The sequence below is a fragment of the Vreelandella sedimenti genome, assembly GCF_013416325.1.
GTDB lineage: Bacteria > Pseudomonadota > Gammaproteobacteria > Pseudomonadales > Halomonadaceae > Vreelandella > Vreelandella sedimenti.
Genome location: NZ_JACCGK010000003.1, coordinates 1 through 26,322, shown reverse-complemented (window position 1 = coordinate 26,322; position 26,322 = coordinate 1). Strand labels below are relative to the sequence as shown.

General features: G+C 53.9%; 20 protein-coding genes and 3 pseudogenes. 15 read left to right on the top strand and 8 right to left on the bottom strand.

Annotated features, from left to right (window positions below):
• Position 1 precedes the first annotated feature (1 nt).
• The 5 genes from HZU72_RS03645 to HZU72_RS03625 are packed head-to-tail and all read right to left on the bottom strand — an operon-like array spanning position 2 to position 10,474.
• On the bottom strand, positions 2-2,002 hold the full coding sequence (locus HZU72_RS03645) for a vWA domain-containing protein (protein WP_180090586.1): 2,001 nt from the start codon (positions 2,000-2,002) through the stop codon (positions 2-4).
• Positions 1,999-3,126: a hypothetical protein gene (locus tag HZU72_RS03640; protein ID WP_180090585.1), complete on the bottom strand. Its 1,128-nt coding sequence runs from the start codon at positions 3,124-3,126 to the stop codon at positions 1,999-2,001. Before HZU72_RS03640 ends, HZU72_RS03645 begins: the two co-directional genes overlap by 4 nt.
• A complete protein-coding gene (locus HZU72_RS03635) occupies positions 3,116-5,854 on the bottom strand; it encodes a putative virulence factor (RefSeq protein ID WP_180090584.1) in 2,739 nt (912 codons plus the stop codon). Before HZU72_RS03635 ends, HZU72_RS03640 begins: the two co-directional genes overlap by 11 nt.
• Positions 5,851-8,931 (bottom strand): virulence factor SrfB, encoded by a 3,081-nt coding sequence (locus HZU72_RS03630; RefSeq protein ID WP_180090583.1) that lies wholly within the window; start codon positions 8,929-8,931, stop codon positions 5,851-5,853. Before HZU72_RS03630 ends, HZU72_RS03635 begins: the two co-directional genes overlap by 4 nt.
• A 28-nt stretch (positions 8,932-8,959) precedes the next feature.
• Complete coding sequence (locus HZU72_RS03625; protein WP_180090582.1) at positions 8,960-10,474, bottom strand: SrfA family protein; 1,515 nt, start codon at positions 10,472-10,474, stop codon at positions 8,960-8,962.
• A gap of 1,239 nt (positions 10,475-11,713) precedes the next feature.
• On the opposite strand from HZU72_RS03625, the gene HZU72_RS03620 reads away from it, so the two are divergent.
• The 5 genes and pseudogenes from HZU72_RS03620 to HZU72_RS03600 all read left to right on the top strand — a co-directional run.
• Positions 11,714-11,914 carry a hypothetical protein gene (locus HZU72_RS03620; RefSeq protein ID WP_125749522.1) on the top strand — a complete coding sequence of 67 codons (201 nt, stop codon included), beginning with the start codon at positions 11,714-11,716 and terminating at the stop codon, positions 11,912-11,914.
• On the top strand, positions 11,914-12,468 hold the full coding sequence (locus tag HZU72_RS03615; RefSeq protein ID WP_180090581.1) for a hypothetical protein: 555 nt from the start codon (positions 11,914-11,916) through the stop codon (positions 12,466-12,468). The genes HZU72_RS03620 and HZU72_RS03615 overlap by 1 nt, the downstream gene beginning before the upstream one ends.
• Entirely contained in the window at positions 12,465-13,988 is a 1,524-nt protein-coding gene (locus tag HZU72_RS03610) for a DEAD/DEAH box helicase (protein WP_180090580.1), read from the top strand. The genes HZU72_RS03615 and HZU72_RS03610 overlap by 4 nt, the downstream gene beginning before the upstream one ends.
• Positions 13,989-14,410: 422 nt before the next feature.
• On the top strand, positions 14,411-14,542 hold the full coding sequence (locus tag HZU72_RS24190) for a helix-turn-helix domain-containing protein (RefSeq protein ID WP_371829532.1): 132 nt from the start codon (positions 14,411-14,413) through the stop codon (positions 14,540-14,542).
• A gap of 374 nt (positions 14,543-14,916) precedes the next feature.
• Positions 14,917-15,343, top strand: a pseudogene (locus tag HZU72_RS03600) (transposase); the annotation flags it as partial.
• 346 nt (positions 15,344-15,689) lie between these two features.
• Here HZU72_RS03600 and HZU72_RS03595 read toward each other — a convergent pair.
• Both HZU72_RS03595 and HZU72_RS03590 read right to left on the bottom strand, forming a co-directional pair.
• Entirely contained in the window at positions 15,690-16,049 is a 360-nt protein-coding gene (locus tag HZU72_RS03595) for a hypothetical protein (protein WP_180090578.1), read from the bottom strand.
• A gap of 61 nt (positions 16,050-16,110) precedes the next feature.
• Entirely contained in the window at positions 16,111-16,266 is a 156-nt protein-coding gene (locus HZU72_RS03590; RefSeq protein ID WP_180090577.1) for a hypothetical protein, read from the bottom strand.
• Between the two features lie 532 nt (positions 16,267-16,798).
• Between HZU72_RS03590 and HZU72_RS03585 the strand changes: the two are divergent.
• Positions 16,799-17,245: pseudogene (locus HZU72_RS03585) on the top strand (transposase); the annotation flags it as partial.
• 155 nt (positions 17,246-17,400) lie between these two features.
• Here HZU72_RS03585 and HZU72_RS03580 read toward each other — a convergent pair.
• Positions 17,401-17,571 (bottom strand): annotated as a pseudogene (locus tag HZU72_RS03580) (transposase); the annotation flags it as partial.
• A 273-nt stretch (positions 17,572-17,844) separates the two neighbouring features.
• On the opposite strand from HZU72_RS03580, the gene HZU72_RS03575 reads away from it, so the two are divergent.
• From HZU72_RS03575 to HZU72_RS03535, 9 genes are all read left to right on the top strand, one after another.
• Positions 17,845-18,867 (top strand): LacI family DNA-binding transcriptional regulator, encoded by a 1,023-nt coding sequence (locus tag HZU72_RS03575; RefSeq protein WP_180090575.1) that lies wholly within the window; start codon positions 17,845-17,847, stop codon positions 18,865-18,867.
• A gap of 21 nt (positions 18,868-18,888) precedes the next feature.
• On the top strand, positions 18,889-19,701 hold the full coding sequence (locus HZU72_RS03570; protein WP_235975976.1) for a sugar phosphate isomerase/epimerase family protein: 813 nt from the start codon (positions 18,889-18,891) through the stop codon (positions 19,699-19,701).
• A gap of 28 nt (positions 19,702-19,729) precedes the next feature.
• Positions 19,730-20,704, top strand: coding sequence for a sugar kinase (locus tag HZU72_RS03565; protein ID WP_180090574.1), 975 nt, complete (start codon positions 19,730-19,732; stop codon positions 20,702-20,704).
• Positions 20,705-20,714: 10 nt separating this feature from the next.
• On the top strand, positions 20,715-21,704 hold the full coding sequence (locus HZU72_RS03560) for a 2-hydroxyacid dehydrogenase (RefSeq protein WP_180090573.1): 990 nt from the start codon (positions 20,715-20,717) through the stop codon (positions 21,702-21,704).
• A gap of 90 nt (positions 21,705-21,794) precedes the next feature.
• The gene (locus HZU72_RS03555) at positions 21,795-22,886 is read left to right on the top strand and encodes a LacI family DNA-binding transcriptional regulator (protein WP_180090572.1); all 1,092 of its coding nucleotides are present in this window, start codon (positions 21,795-21,797) and stop codon (positions 22,884-22,886) included.
• Positions 22,887-22,948: 62 nt separating this feature from the next.
• The gene (locus tag HZU72_RS03550) at positions 22,949-23,956 is read left to right on the top strand and encodes a TRAP transporter substrate-binding protein (RefSeq protein WP_180090571.1); all 1,008 of its coding nucleotides are present in this window, start codon (positions 22,949-22,951) and stop codon (positions 23,954-23,956) included.
• Positions 23,957-24,006: 50 nt separating this feature from the next.
• On the top strand, positions 24,007-24,624 hold the full coding sequence (locus tag HZU72_RS03545) for a TRAP transporter small permease (RefSeq protein ID WP_180090570.1): 618 nt from the start codon (positions 24,007-24,009) through the stop codon (positions 24,622-24,624).
• Positions 24,624-25,931: a TRAP transporter large permease gene (locus HZU72_RS03540; RefSeq protein ID WP_180090569.1), complete on the top strand. Its 1,308-nt coding sequence runs from the start codon at positions 24,624-24,626 to the stop codon at positions 25,929-25,931. Before HZU72_RS03545 ends, HZU72_RS03540 begins: the two co-directional genes overlap by 1 nt.
• 66 nt (positions 25,932-25,997) lie before the next feature.
• On the top strand, positions 25,998-26,322 hold a 325-nt coding region (locus tag HZU72_RS03535; RefSeq protein WP_180090568.1), incomplete at its 3' end, for an HAD hydrolase-like protein.

The window sequence follows — 26,322 nt, the reverse complement described above, 5'->3', positions numbered from 1 at the left end:
TTTACGGCATCATTTCAAGAGGAACCGGATAGACGTCATCCCGTGGATCACTGCCTTCGGCAAGAGAGACCCAGCGGTCAACATCCTCGTTATAGCGTTGATAGTGGCGCAACTTAATGCTCAGATTGCGGATGAACCTCTCTTGAGAAAGACCGTCCCAGCTCTTCCAGGTGGCTTCATCCAGGTTGAGCACCTCACTCTGATAAGGTAAATCTTCCAAATACTCCCCCATCAGCCCCAGCTCGGCTATCTGAGTGGATTCATTTTGCTGTAGCTGATTGGGGTCGGTGCCCATTGCAGCCGCTACCGAGCGCAAGCGTTCAAACATGTCAGTGGGTGAAATCAGGCCTTGATTACCAGCATCCAGAATCTGCGCCACCACATCACTCAGGTCACTCAACTGAGATTTGGTCAGCAACACTCGAACGTCCGTACTTGGACGGTTCTGCTGTACCAAGTCGCGATCACTGATCCAGGCTTGAAAAACCGGCGGTGCCTTGCTGCCAGCCTGCTGCCCCAGATAGGCAAGCTGCATGGCGTGGCCAATAAGATCCGCATCTTCCAGTAATTGCTGTTGATCCGGATCAACCTCGCTAGAATCAGACTGATGTGCATTCAAAGCACTGCCAATAGCCTCATCGCCGATATAAGCAGCACGCACCTGAGAAGTGATCGCCTCAGCCAAGGCATCCACCTTGGCACCAAATGCCTCTACATCCCCCGCTTCCACCGGGTAATACAGCGAGGTATTGGTTCCCGCATAAGTGGAAAGATTGGCATATTGCGCCGCGGCTCTGGTGTGGTCGCCAAAGCGCTCGCCACTCTCGGTTTTCAGATGCAGCGTATAGATCGCCACCCCCGGATTAGCCGCTTCCAGACGCACCTGATCGGCACTCAACCCTGTAGAGGAGCGTTCATTGTCACCATCAATGGCGCTGGCATCGGTAATCAGAACGATATAGCGGGCACCATATTGGCTCCACTCCACTTCATCAATTGCCTGCATTACCCCAGCGTAAGCATCTTCTTCAAACCCAGGTGTGGACACCGTGGCTTCATGAAGTTCGTCCATGCGCGCCATCAAGTCCTGCCTGCCTTGCACTTCCATCGGGTTGGCATACATACGGCTGATGTATTCGAGCTCAGGTACGCTTTCCACGCTATCACGATAAGAGACCAGGCCGAACTTGACCTGCTCCTCCAGGTTTTCCGACTCAATTCGATCGAGTATCTTACTCACCGCCTCGCGGGTACGTTCGATATATGGGCCCATGGAAATCGTCGAGTCGATCACGAAGACGACACCTGCATTGAACTCACGCAATTGACTGGCTGGTATGTCATCTTCAGGGTCAATTTCAGTGTCGGCAGGGTCAGGCTCACCGGCCTTGCTTACCGACGCCACGTTCAACAGTCGTGCGCGAAATCCGGCTTCGGTAAAAACTTCTTCGCCTTCGAGTATCGGTAACAAATAGAATTGTTCCTGAAGGTCGACAAAGTACTCAGGCTCCCGCGCCAATATATCGGGGATCTCTTCCTCACGATCTAGGGCGGCATGCAAAGGAACAACGCGACTGGAAGGCTCAAACTCATCGAGAATATCTTGAAGCGCGTCTCTTTCACGGAAGAACAGCAGTCGCTGACGGTTAGCTGGATTAGTGAATGCCAGCGTAAGTTGCATCTTCCAAGCCACGCTACAGTCTGCTGGCAGCCAGCCGCTGATAGTGCCGTAACTATCCGGCCCAACCTTCAACCATTCGCGCCCATCCACCTCGCTGCGCTCATACACATAGAAACGGGTGAAAGCAGGTTGCAATTCGCCACTAATTCCCGCTGTATCAGTTAACTCGCACCCAGGCGTGGTCAGGACACGTTGATGTAAGGTTTGCTTGCCTTCCTGCAGTAGAGGACGTGGATCAGCTAGCGTAGCCGTGGCACAAAGCCCAGTTACCGATAAAGCGACAGTTGAGAACATTAAGGTCGCGAGTGCGTTGCGTATCATTCGCCCAGCTCCTCAAAACGTGCCTGCGCTTCGCTATTGTCGGGTTCGATGTCCAATACAATCTGGTACCAATAGCTAGCAGTTTCGGCATCAGCTTCCGTAAAGCAGGTACTTGTCTGGTGATAAGCTGGGTCGTATTCACGGGCATAGGCCAGAGCAATATTGGCATCGCCTGCGATAGCACGGTTGGCATAAAGCCGTCGTGCTATCCCACAATGCTCTGCATCACGAGCAGCTTCGATCACAGAAAGCAGTGCTTCAGGAGTCAGCTCAGCTTGGGAACATCCCTGCACGAACGCCAGTTCGTCCTGCTCTTCAAGAGCTTCAATCGAACATGCCGGGGCTGGGCCAGGGGGAGTGGCTGTAATGACGTCTTCTGTGTTTTCCTCAGAGGGTACGTCAGCGTCCTCGTTGCCGACCTCGATATTTTCTTCCGTTAGAGTGCTTTCCTCTGCTCCGTTAGTCTCTTCTTCCTCGACGTTTTCTTGTTCAACCGGATCGGCCCCTGAATTATCAGCGTTATTACTGAACCAATACCAAGCACCTAAAGCCACTGCTGCCAGGAGCAAAAGCCCCAGTAATATAAATAGCAATGGGCCGCGCTTACTTGCCTTACTGGCAGGCACGGGTGGCACTTCCACTTCCGGCACCTGAGCAGGCTCCGGCTCAGCATCCACCTTTATTTCCGGCTCTGGCGTCGGTTCGGGTGCCTTTTCCGCAACCGATGGTGAATGCAGGACGCTGCTCCCCCCCGTAGAAGGCGTGGAACCCGAAGCACTAGAGGGCATCAAATCGCGTGAAAGCTTTATCACACCTTGGTCTTTTATGCCCTGGGCATCCTGCAAGGTCAGCAAATATTGTGTAGAGCCGGGAAGCTCCAACAGAGGATCTATGATAGTACTGTCGAGGAGCACTTGGAGACGCTGGTCACCGGCCTCCTCCAGGCTAGCCAATTCAAAGGTGTGAGCCTTAGTACTCCACGTTTTTCCCGGGTGCAAAAACTGTTGATCCTGGCTTTCTTGAATCGACAGTTGCAGAGAAGCCGTTTCCCCTTTCCACCCCTTGAGCAGCAAACGGCCTTCACCCGGCGTACCGGACTCCAATGGACGCAGTTCAACCCGCATAGGTCACCTCCAGTTGGCGAAAGGATGACAACACTGCGCCCAAGCGCTCGTTCTGCTCCATGGTAATTTCCCGTCCGACGGTATGTCCTGCATTTTCCTGCGTCACGATGCAAATTCCTGAAAGCCAATCGGCCAGATAAAGGACAGCTTGATTGACGGGCTGAGGCGCTAGATGGGGCAGCTCACCCGATAAAATCGGTGCGCTCGGCAAGAACAGTTTGTCCTTCTTGCCTGCAAGACTATTCGGCCGCTCATCAATTGGCATTTCTTGGTAGCCCAGCCAAGCAATAAAATCGCGCAGCACCAACTGGGCGGCCAATACTTGACGCTCCACCAACTGGTCACGTTTGGCGCTACTTTGGGCGCGTCTCAGAAGTGCTTGATCCAGGCGTTGTTGCAGTGCCATGCGATTGGCTGCCGTGATCAATTCATCGGTCAAGGATTCAACGACTACCTTTTCCAGCCCCAGCAGTTGCAGCAGAGACTGGCGTCCGGGGATTTCTCGCAAATGGGCGACCCATGCTTGAAAGACCTTGCGAGCAAAACGGTGATCCGCCCCTTGTAGCACCGGCTCGTTTTTCACTGCAGGTACGGCGGATGCATCTTCACCAAACGGCATGCTACCTGCGAAGGGATCATCACTCAGGTTAAAACCACTGTTGCAATAAAGACTATCGGCTACCTTCGGCTCGTTATCCACGTCGTCTTCAGTAGCTGTTACTCCATCCTCTTCGCTATCGCTCAAGTAAAGATCGCGTACCGTTTGCTGAGGAAGCTCAAGTTGGTGCTGCAGCTCACCCAGGGTTGCCAGGCGTTGTTGTAGGCTTTGCCATAACAGCTTGGCGACCTCCCGTTTTTTAGCCACTTCGCCGCTGCCATCCGTCTGGTGAAGGGGGGCCAAGCGTTTTTCTACCAAAGAACTCAGTGTTTCATTCAGCTGCTTTTCAATGCTGGCCAGCTTGAACTCCAGGGTAGCGATACGGCCGAGATACTGGCTGATACGCTTGATGCCGCCATCGTTAAGTGCCAGCATCGCCTCCCAGGCCTCGCCAGGAGCCTGCACATGCTTTTGCACACTGGCATTCTCGCCAAAAGTGGATGCCATACGTTCAAGCGGCGCTTCGTAGTCGTCATTGATACCGAGTTCTTCGTTATCACGACTGTTGAGAAAAGAAACAGGCAGGCGTGGCTTCCGAACTAGGAAAGTATTGTTGAATGGCTGTCCTGGAGCCCATTCATTCATCCAGTCGTACTGGCCAAAGCGCTCCAATAAGGTCATTTTAATCAACCCTTCCCAGCCTTCGCGCAACTGACTTTCCGTCAAGTTCAGCGCCCCACTGATGCGCTTATCAAACATGGTAAGCGTCCAGATCAATCCTGGCGCCTTGTCTGCACGATCTTGACTGGTCAATCCTTGAGTCTTTTCAATCCAGCGTGTCAGTACTGGGCCGACCGAGGTCACGTCACTCTGTTTATCCGAACTTGTACACACCACCAAGGCGTTCATTTCCTGGCTGTCCGTATAACGTTCAAACAGGTACGCCACCTTGCCGCGCAATATCAACTGAGAAACTGGGTTGCCCCCTTGGCTACTCGCTTGGCTGGCGGCTTCGTTGACACTTTTTAGGCTTAGGCGTCCGCGATAACCGGGGAAATCAAGCAGATCGACTTTTTCGACCTGAGGATCCTGCGTCGGCTCAATGAGAGGAAACGTGAGCTCGGCAGTCAACGCTGCCAACTGAGCCACCGAAACCGCGACGTAATGGCCAAGCGTTTCTTGCTCTAAAGGTCTCACGTCCAGACTGTGATCATCGGCGCTACCCAGACGCTCAAGAATATCCACATTCATAATACTGTCACGCTGGCTATACCCGTCGCCTTCAGGCGTGACTAGACAAGTAAGCGGCGCATACACAGTAGAGGCATTACCTAGACGGCGTAAGGTGGCTGCTAGCTGTACATAAAGGCGAGTGAGCTCTTCTTGCTCGCCCCACAACAGAGAAAACAAATCAGCGCGCTGTTCGCAGGAGAGACGCGGTGCCAGTTTGAGAACCCGGGGCCAGTAGCGCGCTTCAAGCTTACTAATTGACTTTTTGAAGCTGCCAGTGAGGTAGTCCCATAGGGATACCACGTCATCACCGCTCAGCCCGGGCTGTGTTTCTGCGGTGACCTCGACACCCTCAAACGGCTTGAGAATGCGCTCAATGCGCGCTTCATCCAACTCATAGTGCAACTGCTCATGGTCAAAGTCATTGAACCAGGCATTGGCCAGTATCTTGGCGATCTCAACTTCACTGAATAGGCGCAGTTCAACAGGTGTATCAGTCGGCCCGCTATTAGCCGTGCGACTAAACCGTGTCACTAGCCCCGTAGCTTCCTTACCCCCACCAACTGGATTCACGTGCTCGATGAAGTCGAGACGCTTGCCACCATAATCGGTTTCCAGCTTGCCGTTATGGCCTGCGGCCAATGCCGAGATCAAGTACGATTTCCCCGCTTGAGACAACCCAAAAAAACCAATGGTCATTGGGGTACCCGCAGCCCGCCCTAAGCTTGATGCAAGATTGCGCGCTTTGTGCAATTCCAGGATCAGATTATCGGCTTCACTATCCAGGCGCGGGGCATTGTTGCGAACGTCTTCGATCCACTCGATGGCCTGACCAGCCCCAGCGTGCACAGCGTCCCAGCCTTGGCCCAATTGGTGTTGTTTATCAGTCAGGTTGCTCATTTGCGCTTCACACTCCCACTGTCCAGCCAGTAATTGGAATCGCCCAGTCCGGCATCGATCATGGTATTGAGCTGAAGGTTAACGTCGGCTTTGCCAAATGATTTGTTGGTGTTATCAGTGACTCGACTGACCTTCAGCTCATCACTAATCAAGCCGCCCTTGGTGTTGTTTTCAACAACTTTAAGCTCCACCTCGACCACCGGCTGACTGCCGTTTCCCTCACTTACCACCGCCTGCTTATATTTCCCCTTGCCCGACTCGGTCAGTTCCAGCGTATAGAGTGGCGAGGCCACCCAACGCTCGGCATCCAACTGACGATATCCAATGCGCACAATGCCCCCACGTACCTGCACCTTGGGTTCATCCTCTTCCGGCAGCTCAATCGCCGTGCCATTTTCATTGGCCTTAATATCGCGATAGACCACGTCATCGCTTTTCATAACGTTATTGTTGTCAATCGAGCCCAGATGACGAATCAATGAGTAAGGTTTGAGTGCCTGCGTACGGAAATAGAAACTGGGCAAATCCAACTGATCGCATAGCAGGCACAACATGGCACCAACTGCCGCGGTGCTTTTGGGATCGTCGATCTCGCCATTGCTATGGAAGGGATACCAATTACCAGTGCGGTAGTTCTGCATCGGCAAAATGCGTCCTGGAGGCAACGGCAACATCTTGCGCAAAAAAGCCTGAATACCCGGCAGCCGAGAAGGACGTCCGGTCAGCAGCAACATGTCGCAGCCGTACTGGTAGATCACCTCGCATAGGGCGCCGAGGGTCTTGCCAATGTTGATACCATCCCCCAAGAAAGCCCGATGTACCTGAGGCAGGTTGAAGGTGATCGGTATATCCATTAGCTCAAACGAAGTAGTGCCATTGGTTTTCAAGTCACGACGCACGGCACCATGCACATATTCTCTAACTGCTTCGCTGGCTGCGTGATCTCCCAGCAGCTCGCGATACGTGGCGGTGATAATATGAGGGTTCCCCTCGCTTTCCTTTTCCTGAGGATCAAATCCCTCGTAGTAACTCAGCAACTTCAGCCCCAGAGGGGTGAAAACCTGCAAATTGAGCTGCTGACGCAATACCTGATCCTGGGCGCTCAGGCTCTCTCCACCCAACAGGCGTGACATCATGGCATCCGGTGACGAGACGCCAGCTTGCTGTAAGGATTCTTCGAAACTTTTCAGCACGAAGGTCTGGATGACATCAAGCAGGATGTCATCTCCAGCAATACGAAATCCATCACGGAAGCGCTGCTCAGGAACGATATGTACATTGCTACTGTTACCGCTTCCCTCTCCACTTTCGACGCGGTAATCGGTAATCACCAAGTCAGTCGTCCCCCCGCCTATATCGATACTGGCAAGTGTAATACGGTCACGCTGTAACTTTTCAGGACGCGCCAATGTGTCAAAAAACTCTTCAGGATGACCGGCAAAATTCTCATTGATCTCGGTGTACAGATACACCAATTGGCCGCAAGTGGCTTCGTCCCACTCGACACGGATCTCTGGTAAAGGGGGGGTCGGCGTGGCGGCTTCTTCCGGATGATAGGGGTCATCTTCGCCTTGGTACCAGCCCATACCCTGCCAAATCAGCCCAGCCGCTTCACGCATTCGCTGATCCAAAATACTCCGCTCTGCCAGCGGCATGGCCGGAGGCACCGTCAGAATGATTGAGCGTAGCCGGCGAGGTATATCTATATTTCCCTGGCGGGAACGTTGAGCCGGGCTATTGATCTGCATCAACGCCTGAGCCAATACTTCCGAGAGCATGAATGTCATCAAGGAACTACGCGAATAGTGAGGCTTGAAGACAGGGAGATCGTCGTCTTCACCATCACGCATGACCGCGTAGATCGCCTTGCCACGCTCATTAATCAGGTTGGAGAAAGGGGCGGCTGTGGCAAAGGGCTCCTTGTCTGCCTTGACGTAGGCGCTATTGAAACGCCAACCATGCGTATAACGGCTGCCATCCCACAAATAGCGCTTCGGACTGGAGAGACCGGTAGACCCTTCGGTTCCACGACGACGACTGGCTAGACGGCCCGCTTCCCCTCCCACGCGAGCGATCGTGGGCCAGCGAAAAGCATCATGACGACCGCTCTTGACCGAGAGATGATCCTTACCAAAGAAAGTCTGCGAAAACTCAATGCGGCTTTCGAAGGGCTCGGTATAAACGAATTCTGGATCGACCAAGTCACGCAACTCCAGCACATAATTCTGCTTGAGGCCGGAGCCTGATTGCGCATGATGCTCGATCAAAATACCGCAGGTACGTGAGTTACCTACATCCAGAACAAGATCGACGGAAATCGGGGTTTTTTGACTGGCATCCTTACCCGCCAAGCGAACCTCAGGCACTCGTATCTTGGGCTTTCGCTGAGTTCGCTCAGCAGGAATCGGCTTCCACAGCAGGCTTAGCAGGTTCAAATAATGTGCCTGAGGATGTAACGCCTTGATGTCGTCATCCAACTCATTCTGATCCATTTCCGGGTGGCCTTCCCGGTATAGATCGTTAAGCCATTCCTTTACCCATGCTAGATCCATGAACCAACCCATTTCATGGGGAGTCAAGGCAAGTTTGAACGTCTCACCTGAACGGACATCTTCTTCATTAGGCGCCAGGTAAGCCGTGCCTTCGCGCTTGGCCATGCTGCGAGTATCAAACGCCAAGGTCAGGCGATGGCTGTGACCATCGACATCCGGCGTATCCAGTTTCACCAAGCGCATGCGAGACCAGTTACTGGGGCCTTCATCAAAACGATGCGGCGGCATGTGCCGAAAAAACGGTATTGGTACCCACTGACGATCCAAGAGCGACAAACTCGACTCCATGTCCATATCAAGATATGGCTTACTCACCCGCTCGACCTTGTTGGGCTCGGGTTCATAAAAAGTGGTGCCATCTTCTTCATTGGTCAGCAGGCGCACTAGAAGATCATCTGCTAACTTGGCAAACTCACCGCCGGTTTCCTTACGAGGGTCGAGCGTCAAGGCAAAATCTAGAAACTGGACACCGGTATCGTTGACCAACGGGACAACGTCTTGGAACTGAGTGACTTCAGGCAACATGTCGCAACTCTTCTCCCACATTCCGTAATTATTCGTTGTCTTTCCACATTTGCATGGGAAAGGTCTCGTTGGCGTAACTGACAGCGCAGTCGGCCATGTCGGTGGCACCCTGCTCACACAGCACTTCGGGCATATCGTAAAAGCTGCCATCTTCACAACTGGCCTGCCCCTGGCTTTGTATCGAAAGCGCGCCCTCTTGCATTGCCGCCTCTATCGGGCCGGTGCAGGTAACCCCACCCTGATCGCCGGCATGGCGCAACTGTACCTGCCCTTGTCCTTTTTCAAATGCATAGGAAACGCGTAACGGGCGTCCCGTCTCGCTATCCATTACACCCGCTGCACGCCAATTACCGTTCATGAAATCGGCGGGACCATCCTCAGCCTGAGGAGGAATAGTAAGCGGTTCGAACGTTGTTGAAGGCGATGCCTCGGAGTTCGCTGGCGGCGTCCCCTGCCCCAGTTCAGGCGGTGCAACCGGCGACGCAGTTAAGTTCTCCTCGACAGGCAGTTCACTTGCCGCACCCCCCATTTCAGGCAAGGCAGTCACTTCGGGCACACTCGCCTCCATACCAAGGTCTGGAGCTTGTATCTCAGGTAAATCAGCTTCTGGAACTCCTGCACCGCTTCCATCAAGTGCCATCCCGCTGCTTCCAGCTCCGCCATTACTGGCACCGCCCCACCAATGTGGATTGGACAGATCAGGTAAGGAAATAGCAGGAAAATTCAGAGTCGGTAACGTAGGCATGTTCAGATTGTTCAGGCTCACATCAGACGTCTGAAAATCAGGCGCTTGCAAATTTCCAGTCCCAACTTCAGGCAGGTTGGCTTGTGGCGTGCAACTACGCAGACCGAAAAATGTTAACAAGAGCAACAACAATAACAACAGCAGAGCTAACGGCCACCAGCGTCGCCACCAAGGGCGTCGCTCTTCCAACACGGATTTCTGTTCGATGACTGGCTCAGTTGAAGGAGTACCTGCCAACGGCACTTCTGGGTTGGGGCCTGGCGCTGGTGCCGGGGCAGTATCTTGCGGATAAAGAAAATGTAAGGGGTCGGTAGTACGCTTGGCATCAGGATGCTCAAATCCCCAAAAGGTAAGCACAGGCGTTCCATTGACGAGATAAACATAATCTTGATCGGGAATTCGAATGACTTGCTTTAGCAATTTGGCCAGCACGCCCCGGTCATTATGAGTTCCTTCTGCTTTGGCCAACGAAGAATCGCTAAAACTTTCAAGAAAGGTTTCAAAGTGACGCAGCTCTTGACGGGCGGGTGCTCGTTCCTCTTCGCTAGCAGCACTCCAGGGAATAACATCGCCCTCCATTCCGCTATACCAGTCCAGGCGTTCGCCCTGCTGATCGCTTTGTGGAATTGCCAGATGCAGCTCCATATGCGGGAAGTCGGGTTCTTGTGACTTGCGCTTGCGTGCCTCACGACGAATGGACTCTCTGAGCTGAAGAGCCGAACGAAAGACAGGCTGTCCGGTCTCCCCCAACGCCGAAAACCGCTCACTTTTACCGCTGCGTAGCAATGCACCCTGCATGCCTGTTCCCTTGTTTTTTTATCATTCAGCACTAGTAAGTTGCTGCTGTTTTTTAAGATAGAAATATTATTAGAGCATATAGAAAAACTGCACGTCGAAATGATGCCAGACAACGCTATTTGCCAAACTTTAACAACTTTTCGCCTTTATTTTCCAGAACTTTGAAATCACCCTGCTAACGCACAAGGTTTTTATAAAGCACTGAAAACCACGTAAAAACAACCACCTACGCAACACCTTATAATTCCCTGCTGAATTATTTTACCTAATTCAGATTAGCAAATAAATACTTTTTTTCATTATAAGACTTAAAAAACTACAACCTAAAACTCTAGACGCATCATTAAATTAATTTTCAACAGCAGCCGTAGATTTCTTTCTAACTTTAGTATAGACACTCAAAACCAATTGAGCGCATAAAGACTACCTTACTCAGGCAGTAACACGCCCACTGGTGTGCTCCCAGGAAATCATATTGACCTGCAGGCAAGCCACCTCAGACCACATTAAGGGCGCTCACCACCGGCCTGCCAGCGCCAACGCCAACGCCGCTGTGACAGCGGTAGATTTCGATTGCATGCCCACAGCTGTTAATCGGACGGGCTGTTTATCATCCTAGCACTTAACGCCGATTCCTAGCTTTGAGCTTCGAGCTGAAGAGAATGTCGAAAGGGATTATTTAATTCAGCAAGACCTGCTGCAAGATGACACTCGATACATTGGCGAGCCAAGGAGCTCGACTTTCAAGTATTCCAGCAATTTTTCTCGCTATGTAATCCTGGCAGGAGCATAAAAAAACATATAACAACATGATTTTAAAAAGATAAATATAAAGAAGAAAAATACAATATACCACTACGTATACCAGCACCCCCACCTTCAACCTGCGAATAGCGCATACTGAAAACATTAATCACTGGTAATTCTGTTTGTGGCACATATAAGCGACTACTGCCAAGTGATCTGTAAGGGTTTACAGTATTTAGTGCGCGGGGTAATCTAACAATGTTAAAGCAATATCTTTAACCAGGTTTGGCGACCTGAAATTATCCAAGGCGCATAAGCGCCACTGAACATAGTAGGCGTTTTTTTGCTTGCTGTGATTATGGTGGTCGTGCGTGGGAGACCTTAGGGTCTGCCGGTTTTTCCTTGGATACCGGTTCGCCAACCTGCGTACGGCCGCCTCCCTCCTGTTTGGCGACAGCGGAGACGGCTCTGATAAATCCAAGGAGCTGTTTGATGCGTTTAAAGATCTTCCCTATTTGCAGCCTTAATGGCCGCGCAGCTGCCCACCGTGCTATGGCACGTGCTGCCCTCTTCTCCGATAGCAGTCTTCGCGTTCGCTATCAGCGTTATCAGTATCATATGCAAAAAGCTCAGGCACTAGACGCCAAAGCCGCATCATCAGCACGTTTTGCAACTGTGCAGGAGGTGCGCTAATGAGTCGTCGCATCATCCACCCGATTGCTTCTCCGTACCTACAAGGGTTGTTAGAGCAGAAAGCCAAGGAACATGCCTTGTTTACGGTTTGTGAATTGCGCGATCAACTTGCTGAGCTAAAAGCATTAGCGGATTTTGATCAAAAAACGCTGCGTCTCTATGTGCGTGATCAAATCAATAAGCGTGTGAAACAAGGCATTGTGGAATGGGTAGGGCTTCAAAAAGGATTTAAAAATCGTTATGTGTTCCGGCTAATAGCGACGTCTGACCTCAATGCTGACAACATTTACCAAGATACCCTACAAGCTTCCAGCGACGTCGAACCGCTAGCGGTCAAGCTCAGCCGTGATAGCCAGCAGCTGCGTGCACAGATAGAAACGAGTGATTACCGGCTCCAGGCGTTCCAGGAAATCGCAGAAAAGTACCCTGACGCACGTGATGAAATTGAGCCGCTTTTCGAGCATGAAAAAGCACAGGCAAAAGCGCTGGGTGAAAAGCTAAAGGCTTACGCCGACGTGCAGCGGAAGCTCGCTCAGGCGGGAGGTGAAGCATGAAACTCCGCGACACGTCTACCCATACTACTCAGCATCCGCCGTTACGTGATTGGCAGCAGCGCTGCCTTTCACATGCTATTGCTCAGCTATCCCCCGAACAATCTCACTTTCTCTGCCAAGCCACGCCTGGTGCGGGGAAAATGTTGATGGCAGCAGTGTTAGCCAACCATTTACTCCAGTGTGGTGATGTCGATTTCGTAATCTATCTGGGGCCGAGCTGCGAAGTGGTGAACCGCGCTGAAGAAACACTCGCAGACGTCACGGGGCTTGCTATGAGCGGCAATCTAGGCGCACGGGGCGGGTGTTACACCTATCAATCGCTGCGCACGCGCCTGCGTGCATTCCAACAACTGGGACAATACTACCGGGTATTCTTAATCTGGGATGAAAGCCATCACGCTGGCCGGGTGCCCGGTGCGCAGCAAGGTGCAAATGAGTGGGGGCAGGCGCTGCTGCTGCTGGAGCGCAACATTACATACACGCTGGCACTATCCGGCACGCCATGGCGTACCGATGGCAGTTGTCTGCCGCTCTTGCGTTATCTCGATGTGCCATCAGCAGACAACGGCGGCGATACCCAAGAAGGTCAGGCAACATTGCTCAAACAGCGGTTGGTTCCGGATTTTGTCTATACGCTGCAAGAAGCGGTACGCGATGGAGTATGTCGCAAGCCCACTATCAAGTTGATTGATAACCCGCATATTCAGCTGACGATCAGCCACCTCAAGGGCAAAAAACCACCCGAGCAAAAGCAGTTTTCAAGCATTCCGCGCTTACTTCGCGATCCCCGCGTCAGCTATGCCGACCTATTACGCCATGACACGCCAATGGATGCGCTGTTAAAGAAAGGGGTCGCCCAGCTGAGGAGATTACGTCAGGCACAGTCAGCGGCGGGTGGTCTGGTGGTCGCCTCTGATATAACTCACGCCGAAGACATCGCCGAGCAGCTGGAAGCCATGGGCGAAGACGTCTGTTTGGTGACAAGTAAAACACCCAATGGGCATGTCAAGTTGCAGGCGTTTCGTGGTTCGATGCAGTCATGGATTGTGTCCGTGGGGATGATCAGCGAAGGCGTTGATATCCCGCGTCTTCGCGTGTGCTGTTACCTGAGCCATATTCGTACTGAGCAGCATTTTCGGCAAGTATTGGGGCGGATTATTCGGCGTATGGGGCTGCATGACGCTGACTGCTACCTATTTGTGCTCAATGAAAGGCTATTACGTCGCTATGCGCATCGTATTGCTGACGATCTTCCTGATGAAAACTCTGTTGTCACGGTGATCCCACCTGACCAGGCGCCGCTTGCCGCGGGGTACGGTAACATCACTCCCGTGCCACCCTTTGATAACGTCATACTGCCTGAAGAGGACACCACAATGGCGCCCGATGATGCAGCAGGGATTACGTTTGGACCAGCTATGTCTACCTATGCAGCAGCCGCTACCGCTCAGTCCCAGTGGGAGCACGACATGGCCTTTTCACAGCAATTTATTGAGCGCCTGGCGACATTGAAGCTTTGACGGTGGTACCGTCACGCTGAGCTGTTTAGCGTAAGGGCTGCTTATAGAGACAATGGTGGAAATCTGATTGGTGAGTATGTTGTAACCAAGCAAATGCGTCTCGATAACGGCTACTAATAATAATTAACGCCTTCTATGGGTTACTGTAGAGGGCATTATACCCAGCAGGAAGTCTGCATGACATTGACTAAACGGATCTGGACCGTCATTTTTTCACTACTTTTACCGACCGTTGCCGCGGCCGATATCCATATTGTGAGTTTGAATATTCGAAATATGGGTTGAATAATAAAGCTATTCCGCATATCGCACGTATTGCACAGCATTTTGATTTCCTGGCGCTCCAAGAATTAATGGATCCCACCGCACTCTCGAAACTTCAGCAAGCGGTTGAAGCAGCCAGCGGCGAGCCATGGTCATAGATGGCGGGCGAATATCTTGATCATAGTCGTCGGGCTCACGCCATTCTGCTCAACCCCAAGGGCCATACAATTAACCAGATTCGCGATATTATTGGGGTTAGGCGCGATACGGTATCAACTTGGTTATCCTAGAGGGAAGCAGACGGTATTGAAGATCTTCAAAACAAGCCTCGCGAAGGACGCCCTCACCTTCTTAGCGAAAGCGAACTTGCTGTGTTAGAACAACTGGTTGAAGAGTATCCCCATCAATTGTCTGCCCTCCATGCCAAGTTTCAGGAGTAGACAAGTAACGTCGTCAGCCAGGACACGTTGCGGCCCGCGTTAGAAAAAGGTTATAGCGGTAAGCGGCTACGCCGCTTATTTAGGGCACGCGTGACGAGACAGTTTTCCGCCATACGCAAGAGATGGTCAATGTGTTGAAGGAGTAGGAAGATGGTGGTGAGTGCGATCTCTATTTCTTTGATGAAGCCGGTTTCTCGCAATCATCGTCACTTCCTTATGCATGGAGCCCGATAGCCAAGCCCTGGGAAGTCACGGCCTACTCACACAGCAAACGGCTGAATGTACTGGGCTTTCTGACCAGGGAAGGTGAGTTTTTTTCACCACATGACCACCGAGACCGTTATAGAAGCCTTTTATCATTTTGCGGCACATAAAGCCCCTGACGCATTCGCCATCGTGATACTGGATAATGCCAGAATGCACCGCCCCAAGGCATTCCAGCGCAAACTTATTGATTGGATGGCACATCGCATTCACCTAGTCTATTCGTCGCCGTATTCGCCGGAGCTGAACCTGGTCGAAATCTTTTGGCGCGAAATCAAATACCGGTGGCTACCGTTAACAGCCTACAGTTCGTTCGATAAGCGTTGTGAAGCGGTCAAAAAAGTATGCAATGGTTACGGTACTGATTACTCAATAACTTTTGCATAACCACTTAGCAGATGTTGGGCTGATGCATCAGTAGCACATGGTCTTCACTTGAACTATAATTAGCTTTACGACTCACTATGGCACACGAAAGGTATTTTGGATGTTTGGACGATTACTCACTATTTTTGCTATAGCTTGTATTATATTTGTTCCAACCGCTATTTTGTTGAAAGATTTCCATCCCTATTGGGTATACGCAGGATTCACCTTAGCAATGGGCATCTTCAGTGCATCCATCAATATTATGCGTTCGTACTTTATTACATGCCCTGATCCAGATGAATACTTCGACTAGTACTACACGATGGTGTTAAGGCCCTACCCTCAAGGGCCTTGTTTCGTGAATCTACTGGGTGTATCTAAGTGCTTCCTTCCCATGACGCTCGACTATCGTCTTATAATTCGCGTATGCGAGTTTTCCTGTACATGTATCGAGGATATTGGTGAGGGACTCTTGGATAAATCGAACAGCATATAAAGTGATGAAGTGAAGGATAACGATGTGCACGCCGATCATGTTCACTCGGTAAAACGTATCTGTTGTATTGGGTATTAGGTAGTTATTACCAAACACGTCAAAATAGAACAATATAATCGCTGAGAATGCCGCCAATACGCTGAATTTCACTGGCCGCGAGTCAACCAGTGCAATATAAATCTTCATCAGCGTGGCCTCTATCGGCTGAAATTTTCTGAAATCGCTCATACGTATTCCTTTGCAAGGCTTGCTGGCCAGATGACCGTCTATTGACCCACTGGCTGCTAGGTTATCGATTGCGCAACGTTATGTCACCCTGGGCATCCTCAAAAAAAGCAAAAGGGCGGAAAGTGGTTTCACCTTTAAGCAGGATACGTAACCACTCCTCCAATGCTTCAAGCAACTCCTTGGCAAGTGCATCGTTCACCTCACCGTCAAGCAACATCAGACGCCGGTGCTTTGTTGATCGGCGAGGACGTTATCATCAAGCTGCTATCGATGATGCCTTTTCAAGTTCTTCCGGCTGTCTTCAGTACATTGGGGAATGGCACATCCATCCTGAGGATACCTGCCAAGTCTAGTTTCACGACTCTTTCGCAAAGCTACACAAAGGCTTGCAACGACTCATTCACAGAAATACACACGAGTCGTTTACCCTCCAAAAAAGTCGTTAAAATCCTCAGAGACGACTGTTCCATCTGCTGGAAAATATTAATAGTGAACATTGATTAATGAGTAATATCTTTAAAATCAGTTATTAAAAAATCTAACGCAGAATCACACAAGTCGTTTTTAACCCATAAAAGTCGTTAATTTTCTCAAGGAGGACTTCTCTAGCTGCTAAAAACATAACGTCAGCGCACAACTTGCTGTCAGAAGGCTCGAAGAGAAAAACGAATCTTTCGCAAAGATACGAACAAGTCGCTTATCACACGCACAAGCAGCTTGGCTGCAGAAACTGAGTGCAACACCTGAGCATTTCGCTAAGGTGTTGTCCCACGTCTTACCTCGAACTCAGTATTGAAGAACGTGCCAGCATCCAAGTGGGTCAAGCCCAAGGGATGAGCCTTCGGCATATTGCCCAGCTCCTGGGGCGAGCTCCTTCAACCATCTCTCGTGAAATACGCCGTAATCAAATGGCCCAGAATGGTTACTGCGCTCGGCACGCCCAACGTCAGCGAGAAAAGCGTCGAGTGGTCTATCGTCCTGCGCGTAAGCTTTCGCTAGGCACCGAGCGGTTTGATCTCATCGTGCATATGTTGCGGCGACGCTTGTCTCCTGAACAAATTAGCGGCAAGTTCAAAACGATGAAACCACCTGATTTGCGCGATGCCTACGTCTGCCGAGGGACCATCTACACGGCCATTTATGCCTTGCCTGCTGGCCACCTTCGCAAGGAACTGATTCACTGCTTGCGACAAGGCGGTGATTTTCAACCCAGTTGTCCAAATGGCTGCCTCTAAGCAGCCTGTTTATTACGCTCGATTTCGTGCATTTTTCCAGGGTTGAGCGACACCGAACCGAGCACCTCCCAGTTTCGGGTGTTGCCCGACCAGCGTTGTGGATGCCGGACCGTGCCAAGGCCGTGGTGTTCCAGAAAATGGCGAAACTTGAGAATCGTGGTTTCGTCCGGCAATCGGTATAGTTTCAAACAGGCGAATTGGCCCATGGACTCGATCTCGTAGAGGGCGTCTTCCATGGCCGGATCGCTCAGGTTGTAAAACAACTGCATGCAATGGACGCGGAGCATGGCAGCACTGAATCCTATGCAGTTGACGATAGACGTATTATCACTGATAGCAGTGACTTTTTCAGAGCTTCCTTAGCTCAATGATGCTGCCCCGGAGTCGCTCAAGAGGAGTCCGCTCGTCCGCTTTATAACGCCTAACTTAAATAGAGCGGCGTACATTGTCGGTCACAATAATAAACTTACCCGAAGCTTCTACTTGACGAAATACTCTGTGCATTTGCCTTATCAACACCTGGGGCCTACGATGGGAACGGTTCCATAAGTAGAGATAAAATGACAACACCTACTCATCAACACTCGACAATCCTTGAGGTTGCACGCGAGGCAGGGGCTTCCAAGACCAGTGTTTCCCGCTTCTTCAGTGGAGAGCGTGAGCGGCTATCTCCGAACCTGCAGACGAGCATCGCCGCCGCGGCCCAGCGCCTAGACTACCACCCCAACCGGATGGCCAGTGGCCTCAAGGGTGGTCGCTCGCGGATCATAGGCATGCTTGTGGCAGACATTCGGAACCCGTTCTCGGTGGCAGTGATGCACGGTGTGGAACAAGCCTGCCGCGAGCGCGGCCTCTCACTAATGGTCTGCAACACCGACAATAACTCGGCACTGGAGCGCGAACATCTCGCCCTGCTCACCTCTTACCGAGTAGAGGGTCTGGTAATGAACGCTGTCGGTAGCCTGGATCGCGAACTGCAGGCGCTGGTCGAACAGGGCACCCCGCTAGTCCTCCTTGAGCGAGAGTTGAGCCAGGTAGAGGCTGAAGTGGTGGGCCTAGACAATGCTCGTGCGCTCGACTTAGCTTTAGATCACCTCCAGGGCAGAGGTTATGGAGAACTGCTCTACCTGAGCGAACCCCCGGGCCTGGCCAGTCCACGCCAGGCACGCCTTACTCGCTTCCAGCAAGGGGTCGCTGCACGCGCCATGGCCGGTGAGGTTCATTGCCAGCCACTCGACGAGACTGATTCCCTGAACCGTGCTATCGGCAACTTTTTGGCACGTCCCGGCACGCTACCCAAGGCGTTGCTCTGTGCCAACGGTAACGCCACCCTGGCCGCTACCCGGGCACTACATGCTCTAGACGCCCGACTTGGCGAGACGGGGTTGCTGGGCATCGACGAGCTCGACTGGTGCGAGCTCGTCGGCCCTGGCATTACCACGCTGGCCCAGCCCACCGAGGCGATCGGTCGTGCTGCAGTCGAGTGCCTAATGCGTCGCCGCGACATCGGTAACTACACCATGCCAGCGCGCCGTGTACATTTTCAGGCCAATCTGATTCCACGCGGCTCTACCTGCCGCTAACCCACTCATTCAGGACTCCTCATGTCCCTTCAATTTTCTCGCTCTCGAATGGTACCGTTCCCAATGTTGCTTTCTGGCGCTTCAGATGCACCCGCCATCCTCGTCGCCACCTCTGCATATGGCCACGAAGCCATCGCTGCCCACGGCCATACCGCAGTGCTGTCGTGGCTCGCCGCGGCTGGCGCCGACGGCGTAGAGATCCGCCGTGAGCTGCTGCCGCCTGACTTCGCGGACTTCATTGACCTAGGTCAGGCCTGCGCTGACCTAGGCCTTGCCATCGTTTACTCCGCACCCGAAAGGCTCTGGGAGGTCGACCAGTTCGCTACGTATCTGGATAAGCAACTGATCGAGGCCACCGCACTTGGCGCGGTCGCGGTCAAAATCCCCATGGGCCACTACCCCGTTGGGAGTCAGGTTGATTGGGCAGCGCTGCGAGAACGCCTCGCGGCCGCCCCGCCGCTACTAATAGAAAACGACCAGACCCCCGAAGGCGGCACGTTGGAACCCCTGTCCGCCTGCTTGGAAGACGCCGCTTCAGCGGGCTGCCCGCTAGGCATGACCTTTGATATTGGCAACTGGCACTGGACTGGCAATGACCCGTTGGCCGCGGCACAGCGCCTGGGGCATTTCGTGCGCTATCTACACTGTAAGGGAGTCGTGTGCGATCAAGGACACCGTAGAGCTAGCTTGCCCAACGATGGCGAACTCGCCACTTGGCATACGTTTCTAGCCCACTTACCGACTCAAGTCCCGCGCGCTATCGAATACCCCTTACAAGGCCAGGATTTAGCGGCCATCACTACAGAACAACTGGCGCGGCTGCGCCGCCTCTGACATCCCAACCATGAAACAGGAGACTGCCATGACTTCCCCTTCTGCCGCTCCCGAAATTCTTGCTTTCGGCGAGGCAATGACAATGTTCGTCGCTGAAGCGTCCGGTAAGCTGGCCGACGTCGAATACTTTCAGCGTCGCATTGCGGGCGCCGACACCAACGTGGCCATCGGCCTAGCCCGCCTAGGCTTTCATGTGGGCTGGTTGAGCCGGGTTGGCGACGATGGCTTTGGCACTTTCATTCGCCAAGCCCTGGAGGTCGAGGGGCTCGACTGCCGCCATCTGCGCACCGACCCCGAACACCCCACAGGCCTTGTGTTCAAGGAGCTTGCCCTGGGCGGCGCCGATCCCCACGTGGAATACTATCGCCGTGGCAGTGCCGCCAGCCACTTGGCACCAGCGGACGCCGACAGCGTTGACTTCTCAGCACTGCGTCATCTGCACGCTACCGGTATCCCCCCAGCGCTCTCATCGAGCGCCCGCGAGCTCGCCGAGACCATGCTTGATCGGGCCCGAGACGCTGGCGCCAGCCTCTCCTTCGATCCCAACCTGCGCCCTAGCCTGTGGAACAGCGAGGCCGAGATGCGCGACACCCTCAACGCCCTAGCCGTGCGCACCGACTGGGTGCTGCCCGGCCTGGCTGAGGGCCGCCTGCTGACCGGACGCAACAGCCCTGAGGCGATAGCCGACTACTACCTGGAACGGGGTGCTCAAGCTGTCATCATTAAGCTAGGGCCTGAGGGTAGCTATTATCGCGGTAGCCGGGGCGGTGAACAGGTTGACTTCACTATGCCAGGCGTACCGGTCGCCGAAGTTGTCGACACCGTGGGCGCCGGCGATGGCTTTGCCGTGGGCGTTATCAGCGCCTTGCTTGACGGTCTTTCTCCCCATGAGGCGCTGAAGCGTGGCAACCTGATCGGCGCTCTGGCGGTACAGGTACGTGGAGACATGGAAGGCCTACCCGATCGGATCCGCCTGGATCAGCTGACATCCCAACTAAAATAAGGAGTTCATCATGAAGAAGCGCATCCTGGCCTATGGCCGTCTGAGCGAAGCCCAGCTGGCACAGCTTGCCAACGAATTCGAGATCCAGCAGTTTCACGGCCTTACCTCGGCAAACGACCCCGCTTTTCGCGCCGCCCTGGCCAAAGCTCATGGCCTGATCGGCTCCAGCGTGGCAATCCCCGCAGAGCTGCTGGACGAAGCTCCCCACCTAGAGGCCATCGCCAGCATCTCGGTGGGTTTTGATAATTACCCGGTTGAGGCCCTGACCCAGCACGGCATCCTGCTCTGCAACACCCCGGACGTGCTCACCGAGACCACCGCCGATACCGGCTTCGCATTGATCATGGCCACCGCCCGCCGGGTTGTGGAACTGGCCGACTTTGTCAGGCGCGGCGACTGGCAGAAGAGCATTGGCCCTGAGCACTTCGGCAGCGACGTACATGGTAAGACTCTCGGCCTCGTGGGCTTTGGGCGCATCGGCGCAGCTGTGGCCCGGCGCGGTGCGTTGGGCTTCGGTATGCAGGTGCGCTACGCCATGGCCTCGCCCAAGCCAGTCCTGGAAGAAGAGTTGGGCGCGGAACGCCGTACACTTGACGAGTTGCTCGCCGAGTCCGATTTCGTTTGCGTTACTATCCCACTCTCCGACACCACCCACCATCTGATCGGCGCTGATGAGCTCACGCGCATGAAATCCTCCGCGATTCTGATCAATATTGCCCGTGGTCCAGTAGTGGATGAGACAGCGCTGATTGAAGCTCTGGAGGAAGGACGCATCCGCGCCGCTGGCCTCGACGTCTACAATCATGAACCGCTGTCGCAGGATTCACCGCTACCTCACATGAGCAATGTGGTGGCCCTGCCGCACATCGGCTCTGCGACCCACGAGACCCGCAACGCCATGGCTCAACGGGCGGTAGACAACCTCATCTTGGCACTATCCGGCAACCGTCCTATTAGCCTGGTCAACGAAGAAGTCTGGGAGTCGCGTCGCGGTGCTTAATTGGACATTCTTAGACTAAAGACGATTGGTAGAAGCTCCTTTTCTCGGCTAGTTTTAGATCAATCTAAAAACAACTATAACGGAGACGCCATGCGCCAGAATGCCTCGCCCCGACAGGATCAGCGAGATACCGCCAGCGTGACCCTGCAGGACATCGCCGCCCACGCCGGGGTGTCCCGCTCAACGGTATCACTGGTGCTGCGCGAGAGCCCGCTGGTCGCCGAGCGAACTCGGCTAAAGGTACAGCGTTCGATCAAGGCATTGAGCTACGTCTATAACCGCGGCGCGGCGGCCCTGCGCGGCAACCGCACCTCGACCCTGGGTGTAGTGGTTTACGACATCGCCAACCCCTTCTTCGGCGCCATGGTGGCCGGCATCGACGCCGCCCTGAACCGCGAGGGCTACGTCTCCTTCCTGGCCAACAGCGAGGACTCGCCAGCGCGTCAGCAACGCTTTTTGGAGCGCATGCGCGAACACAGTGTCGACGGCATCCTGTTATGCCCAGCGGAGGGCACCGACCCAGGATTGATCGACACTCTCAACAATTGGGGTATGGCCTGCGTGCAGGTACTGCGCCACGTGGCCGAACCGCCCTTCGACTATGCTGGCGCCAACTTTTACCAAGGGGTCTGCCAAGCCATGGATCACCTAGTGAGGCTGGGCCATCATCGCATCGCCTTCCTTGGCGGCCACAGCGAACACTCAGCAACCTGCGAGCGGTGGCAAGGCTACCGGGAGTCGCTGGAACACCATCAGCTCCCCTACCAGCGCCTGCTGCGCTCCACTGTGACTCGCCGCGATGGCGTCGAAATGATTATGCAGCTAATGGCTGAATCGCCAACGCCTACAGCCGTGATTTGCCACAACGACATGGTGGCCTTCGGTGCCATGCTCGGCCTTAAGCGCCTAGGGCTTGTGCCAGGCGTCGACTGCGCAGTGATCGGCACCGACGATGTCGAGGAGGCCAGCCTGAGTGACCCGTCGCTGACCAGCATCGCCACCCATCCTTATGCAATCGGCGAGGAGGCTGCGCGCTTAGCGCTGCGTCGCATCGCCAATCCGGAAGGCGCACGGGAGCAAGTAGTATTAGCACCCCGACTGCAGATTCGCGACTCCTGCGGGGCCGCTAGGCCTACATTAGATGCAACCTTGGCAAACCATGCGGCTGGGACTCACGCCTAGCGTTCTGTCCCATGCCAGCAACTCAACGCCGCTCAAAGCGGCGACAACAAAAAGGTAGAATCATGACCAAAAAATGGATCGATCTAAAAAACATCTCAACTAGTGGATTGTTAGGCTCCACCCTGCTGGCTACGGCCGCTCTAGGGTTCGCTGGCACAGCCCAGGCCTTAGATCTTCGCTTCGGCCACGGCGGTACCGAAGACACCGCTTACCAATTGGGCGCCGAGCGATTCAAGGAGCTGCTTGCCGAGGCCAGCGATGGCGAGATGGGCGTCCAGATCATGGGGAATTCAGTGCTCGGCCACGAGACTGAAATGTTTGAACAGCAGATGGCCGGCGCACTGGACGTGTCGATCATCAACCCCGGCCTGGTCACCGAATTTTCGCCCACCGCCAACGTTTTCTCGATTCCTTTTTTGTATCGTGATGAGGATCACTGGAGCCAGGTGCTCGACGGCGAAGTGGGCCGCGCAATTGCCGACCAGATCACTGCGGAGACCGACGTGCGCGTACTGGCTTTCTACGGTGGCGGCAAGCGTCAGATTGTTAGTACCGAGCCGTTGGAGAGCCTTGATGATCTCGAAGGCTTAAAGATCCGCACCAACCCTACCAAACCACTGACCACTGCTTGGGAGGCACTTGGCACAGACCCCACCGTCATGCAGTGGAGCGAGATCTACACCGGGCTGCAACTGGGTGCCATTGATGGACTGCTCAATGAAGCAGAGTGGATTCACCGCATGCGTTTTCACGAAGTTGCGCCACACATCGGCCTTTCCGAGCACGATATTACGGTGCGACTGCTGACACTCTCTCAGGCAACCTGGGATCGCCTCGACGAATCGCAGCAAGAGCAAGTTATGGAGGCTGCCACCGAATCCGCTAGCTACGCTCGCAGCGTGCAACTAGAGCAAGATGCCGAAGCGCTCGACCTGCTGGTTGAAGAGGGTGCCACCCTGCACGAAATGGATCGCGAGACCATGATGGAAACCGTCGCAGGACCGCTAGAGAGCGTGATCGCCGAGATGGGACTGACCGAGTACCACCAGATGATCATCAACGCGGAATAACCCACCCGGCGCCGGCCTAGCTGGCGCCTCGCTTGCCATAGGTAATCACCATGTTCCGACTGCTCGCTGGCTTGGCACAGCTCAACCGGTTTCTGGAGCGTGTGCTCCACTGGATTCTGCTGTCGCTAGTGTTCGGCTTCATATTAATGGTCATCTACCAGGTGATCAGCCGAAATCTGGCGTTCATGCCAAACCTCTATTGGACCGAGGAGTTCAGCCGCTTCGCCTTCCAGTGGATGGTAATGCTGGGCGCCGCAGTGGGAGTGCTTCACGCCGACCACTTTGTACTTGAAGCCTTCCCCCACGGCTCACGGGCCGATCTCGCTACCCGGGTGATTCGCGACCTGGCGTGTTTGGCCATCGGTATTATCTTCGTCTTCCACGGCTACGAATTTGCCCTTTCCGGGCTGCGCCGTAACGCTACCGCCTCCGGGCTATCAATGATCTACGTCTACTCCACCTTCTTGGTCAGTGGGGTGTTCATTCTGCTATTCAGTGTACAGCGCCTACTGCATACACTTCTCCACGGTTTGGATGCCATGGAAGCGTCACTCAATACGCCGAGCGAGATCGAGACGCTGGAGGTCAGCGCGTCTGATCACAGCGTGGAAAGCCTTGAGCCGGCCCCCAGAAGTAAGACACACACTGAACAAGGAGAGCCCCGCTAATGATGCCTGCCGACTGGATGTTCCTATTGCCCTGGCTGTTGTTCGGCTTGCTCTCCGTGCTCATCGTGGTAGGCGTGCCCATCGCCATGGCGCTAATCCTGACCTCATTCAGCCTAATCTTCCTCGACCCGCGGCTGACCACTTGGGTGCTCTTCCAGCGCATGTACAGCGGCATGGACTCATTCGTGCTACTAGCCGTTCCGCTCTTCCTGCTGGCCGGTAACTTAATGAATGCAGCACGTATCACGGATCGTTTGATCACGCTGTGCATGCTATTAGTGGGTCACTTTAAGGGCGCCTTGGCCCACGTTAACGTCATGGTCAGCATGCTGTTCGCGGGCGTCTCCGGCTCCTCCACTGCCGACAGCGCTGGCATAGGCACGGTGCTAATCCCAGCCATGAAGCGCGAAGGCTATCCGACGCACTTCGCCGTAGCCGTCACAGCAGCCTCGTCAGTGATGGGCATCATCATTCCTCCCTCAATCAACATGATTGTTTGGGGTGCCCTGACCAACACGTCCATCGCTGGCCTCTTCCTCGGCGGCATATTACCCGGGATCATGATCGGCGTAGCTCAACTCTTGCTAAACTTAGGCTACGTGCGCCGTTATAACGTACCGATTCGACCGCGTGCCACCTTCCGCCAGCTGCTGCACTCGGGTAAGGACGGCCTGATGGCAGCAGGCATTCCAGTGGTAATCATTGGCGGCATTACGTTGGGTATTGTCACCCCCACCGAGGCGGCGATGATTGCCGTGCTCTATGCCCTGGCACTAGGTTTTCTTGTCTATCGCGAGCTGACGTTCAGCGATGTCTTGGATTCCTCCACGGCGACCGTTAGGCTCTGCTCGCTATCGCTGTTCAGCTTGGTGGGGGCGGCGATTTTTGGTTACCTAATCAGCTTCTACCAGATTCCACCCAAGCTGATGGCTGGGGTCAACATCTCAGATCCGATAATACTGCTACTGGTAATGACTGCCGTAATGCTTCTCATCGGCACCTTCATGGATTCGCTACCGGCCATGGCGATCATGGCACCAATCTTCCAGCCGTTAGCTATGCAAGCGGGCATCCATCCAGTGCAGTTTGGGGTAATTGGCGTAATGGCACTGGGCCTTGGGCTCATTACACCGCCTTACGGGCTGTGCTTGATGATTTCGGCAAAGATTGGTGGCATTCCACTGCTCAAAGCGCTTGGTACCACCTTGATCTATCTGGCAGTGATGCTTGCGGTGATCCTGTTGCTGATTTTCTACCCTCAGCTAATTCTGGCGATCCCCCGTGCCTTGGTGCCGGACTTCGTCTGATCTACCCCGACGCCGGTTGCTATTAAAGTGAGCCGGCGCTTCATTGCTCAACATCGTGAGACCTCTATGTCCTTACCTCTCTGCCTGCTCTTCGATTCCGACGGTACTCTGGTCGATAGCGAGATACTTCTCGCCGAGGTGATGGGCAATATTCTGCCGACCTTCGGCCTGCCCTTCTCCGCCCGTCAATACATGGAAGAATTCAGAGGCGTGCGCTTTCGTACTATCGTTGACAACCTTGGCGAGCGCAACGGCGCTCTAGACGAAGAACACTTCCTGGCAATGGAGAGTGAGATGCGCCGCCTGATGGAGCAACGTATGCGCGCCGAACTGCTGCCCATCGACGGAATACCCGAGGCTCTAGCCTGGATTTCTCATAGTACCTCAGCCA